The 3,594-nt window shown below is 46.4% G+C and carries 4 protein-coding genes; 3 read left to right on the forward strand and 1 reads right to left on the reverse strand.

The genetic code is table 11. The features are described from left to right. The 3 genes from AC3DOM_RS16670 to tatA all read left to right on the forward strand — a co-directional run. Positions 1–426: beta-ketoacyl-[acyl-carrier-protein] synthase family protein (locus AC3DOM_RS16670; RefSeq protein WP_487920164.1), on the forward strand; the 426-nt coding region annotated here is incomplete at its 5' end. A gap of 1 nt (position 427) precedes the next feature. After that, complete coding sequence (locus tag AC3DOM_RS16675) at positions 428–1,534, forward strand: beta-ketoacyl-ACP synthase III (protein WP_487920165.1); 1,107 nt, start codon at positions 428–430, stop codon at positions 1,532–1,534. A 262-nt stretch (positions 1,535–1,796) separates the two neighbouring features. Then, a complete protein-coding gene (tatA, locus tag AC3DOM_RS16680; RefSeq protein WP_487920166.1) occupies positions 1,797–1,985 on the forward strand; it encodes a twin-arginine translocase TatA/TatE family subunit in 189 nt (62 codons plus the stop codon). 57 nt (positions 1,986–2,042) lie between these two features. Here the strand turns inward: tatA and AC3DOM_RS16685 are convergent, their stop codons facing one another. Further along, on the reverse strand, positions 2,043–3,320 hold the full coding sequence (locus AC3DOM_RS16685; protein ID WP_487920167.1) for a thioredoxin domain-containing protein: 1,278 nt from the start codon (positions 3,318–3,320) through the stop codon (positions 2,043–2,045). Positions 3,321–3,594 lie beyond the last annotated feature (274 nt).

Raw genomic sequence — 3,594 nt, forward strand, 5'->3', positions numbered from 1 at the left:
GCAGAGAATGGGGAGGGAGCTGCGAAATGTATGCAACTCGCGCTGGAAAATGCGGGATTAACGGCCACAGATATCGGTTACATTAACGCGCACGGGACCAGCACCAATTTAAATGACAAGGGCGAAACGGCGGCGATAAAAACTGTTTTCGGCGCGTATGCTTATAAAGTTCCAGTATCATCCACCAAGTCGATGACGGGCCATCTTCTAGGTGCATCTGGAGCACTTGAAGCATTATTCTGCACAAAAATATTAAATGAAGGAATTATCCCGCCGACGATTAACTACGAGACTCCTGATCCAGATTGTGATTTGGATTATGTTCCCAACAAGGCCCGAAAATTAAATGTAATTCATGCACTTTCCAACTCATTTGGTTTTGGTGGACATAATGCTACATTAATTATTAGTCGATTCGAGGCTTAAGATGGTTTACGCACATATTACCGGTTGGGGGATGGCCGTTCCCGATAAAATTATGACCAATGACGACATTAGCAAATTGGTCGACACAAATGATGAGTGGATCCGCTCACGCACAGGCATCGTTGAGCGACGAATTGCTGGCAAAGGAGAAAGTTCTGCTACTTTGGCGGCAGATGCTGCATTGCGAGCCCTTAAAGTTGCAAATTTGAAAGCATCTGAGCTGGATTTGATAATTGTCTCCAGCTCATCCCCAGAGCATTTTTTTCCGGCAACAGCATCTCTCGTCCAGGATAGGATTGGTGCAACAAAAGCAGGTGCCTTTGATCTTTCGGCAGCTTGTACGGGATTTATCTTTGCAATGAATATGGGTGCACAGACCATTCGCAGTGGGTCATTGCAAAATGTCCTGGTAATTGGAACGGATACACTTTCCCGTTTTGTGGACTGGACAGATCGAAATACCTGCATTCTATTTGGAGATGGAGCTGGTGCTTTCATTCTTCAGGCCAATGAGCGGCCAGGTGGAATATCTTCAGGGGTGATGAATTCTGACGGCTCTGGTGGTGATTTGCTATCTGTTCCAGCAGGTGGGAGTAAACTCCCAACAACTGCCGAGACAGTACGTGATGGTTTACATTTTCTTCAGATGGACGGGAAGGGTGTTTTCCGCTTTGCTACCCGTGTGATGGCACGTGCCACCAAAGAGACCCTTGAAAAAGCTGGCTTAGAATTGGAGGATGTCGACCTGATCATCCCTCACCAAGCCAATATTCGTATCATCGAGGCCGCTGCCCGCGGCTTGAAACTCCCCATGGATAAATTTATGGTCAATGTTGACCGCTATGGAAATACCTCGACCGCTTCAATTCCCATCGCGGCTGTGGAAGCCGTTGAGAGCGGTCGGTTAAATGCCGGCGATAAGGTTGTCTTTGTTGGCTTCGGAGCGGGGTTGACCTGGGGTGCTCTCGCTGCTGAATGGAGTGAACCCTTGCCCTCAGAGCGCAAGGTATATCATGGCTGGTATCTGGTTTTGGCACGTATCCGATCTGTCCTGTTGAGGATGATCCGTATTGTTGAAGGCCTCCTGTGGGGTCGCTGGAATCAATAAAATATTGATGAATATTAAATCATCCTTTGAAACCTCAAAGGGTGATTTAATGTTTAGAAAAATATCAAAATAAACATATTTGTTTTTGTGCATATTAAAATCCCCAAATTATTTGTCTGAGACACTCTCATATTCATCGAATCCTGCCCATGGATTGTGGTGCTCCGTTTACGAAACCAGCAAAAAGCGTGACTGCGATAGTAAACAAGCATGGTTTGTAGTAAAATGACTGCATTGCAGAAAAGCAAACAAGGAGAGAAAGATGTTTACAAAATTAGGTGTCCCGGAACTGTTAATTATTCTTGTTATCGTTGTGCTTCTTTTTGGCCCCGGCCGTCTTGGAAAGATCGCAGGTGAGTTGGGATCTGGAATTCGCAATTTCCGTGAAGGAATAGGTGAAGGTAAAGATAATGAAGAATCGCAGGAAGAAGAAGCTAAAGAAGAAGAATAATAAAAACATGCTCAGTTTAATATGATCAAACTCCCTGAACTTCAGGGAGTTTGATCATTAATTCAATTCTTTTCTTAGCTCTGCTTGTGTATTTACCGGTAGTTGGCAGGTAAAGCCTTCGCAAACGTAGGCGGTTGGTTTGTCATCCTTAAGTGGGCGATTAAGGAGTAATTCAGGGGCACCATTTAGGAGGGGATAGGGGGACATCGCGACGATCAAATCTGGTCTATATCTCGAACGGATTTCAGCCAAAAGAGCTTGAGTCACGTCCCGCCCCGGATCGCTCACAACCGCAATCTGCTTCATGTTTTGGAGGGAAAAATCTGCAGCCGAGAGCCAGTGCCCAAAGGCAGTTGGATACCTGTTCACGAACTCGCTTACCAATCCCAGGGCAGACTCAGCCCGTTGACGATAGTTATCGTTATTGCTGAAAGCGGTTAATTTGAGCAGCGCCTCTGCCGCCAAGGCGTTCCCAGATGGGATGGCGTTATCCTGAATTTCTTTCGGCCGGATTGGCAGCGAGGATGATTCTGCGGCCTCTTCGGTCGTATCGAAAAAGCCGCCTGCGGAATCGCTAAATTTGGCGATCATCTCCTCACCCAATACTTGAGCGGCAATGTACCAGCGATTATTAAAATCAGTCTGATATAGTTCGAGCAAGCCAAGGATTAACGCTGCATAGTCAGAGAGAAAAACCTCGTTACTGGATTGCCCTTCTCGCCATGCGCGACGGAGTTGGCCACCCGGTCGCAGGGCCGTCAGAAGAAAATCTGCGTTGCGGGTAGCCATTTTAAGATAATTTTTGTCTCCAAATACGCGCGCTGCTTCAGCAAAGGCGATCAGCATCAACCCGTTCCATTCGGTGAGGACCTTGTCATCTGTACCTGGACGGATGCGTTTTTCTCTGACGGTAAGAAGTTTTTTGTGAGCAACTGCCAGTTTGGCGGGGACAAGTTCAGGGTCAAGCACGAAGCGTGCGGCGAGGGTGGCATCATCTAATGCGCGTTGCAGAATAGTTTTTCCCTCCCAATTTCCTGATGCAATAATCCCATATGCTGCTTCAAAGAATTCAAGAGTCGTAAAGGAACCCGTTTCCTTTGAGGAAAAGGATTCCTGAAGAATATTTCTTATTTCATCTTTTGTCCAAACGTAAAATTTGCCTTCCACACCTTCGGAATCTGCATCCAGGGATGAGTAAAATCCACCATCCGGATGTGTCATCTCACGAATGACGAAATTTAACGTCTCATTGCATATCTGCCGATAATGCGTCTTTCCAGTGATCTGCCAGGCATGCAGGTAGGCCCGGGCTAACAGTGCGTTGTCGTAGAGCATTTTTTCCAAGTAGTGTTCTTAAACGACAAAAAAGAGTGTCTATTTCTAAGCGGTTCAGTTTAGGTTTTGTTGGTAACCCTTCTGAGCTTGGTGCTCTGCTATGCCTGAATGGATATTAGGGTTTTGCCTATTATAAGAAAAGGACGCATAAGCTTAAACTTATGTGTCCTTTTCGATAGCGGGGGCAGGACTCGAACCTGCGACCTCCGGGTTATGAGTTCCAGTCTTGCGGAAGCCATCTTTGAAGGAAAAACCTTGCTAGTGAGCTAACCCG

This window comes from Candidatus Desulfolinea nitratireducens, assembly GCF_982879505.1.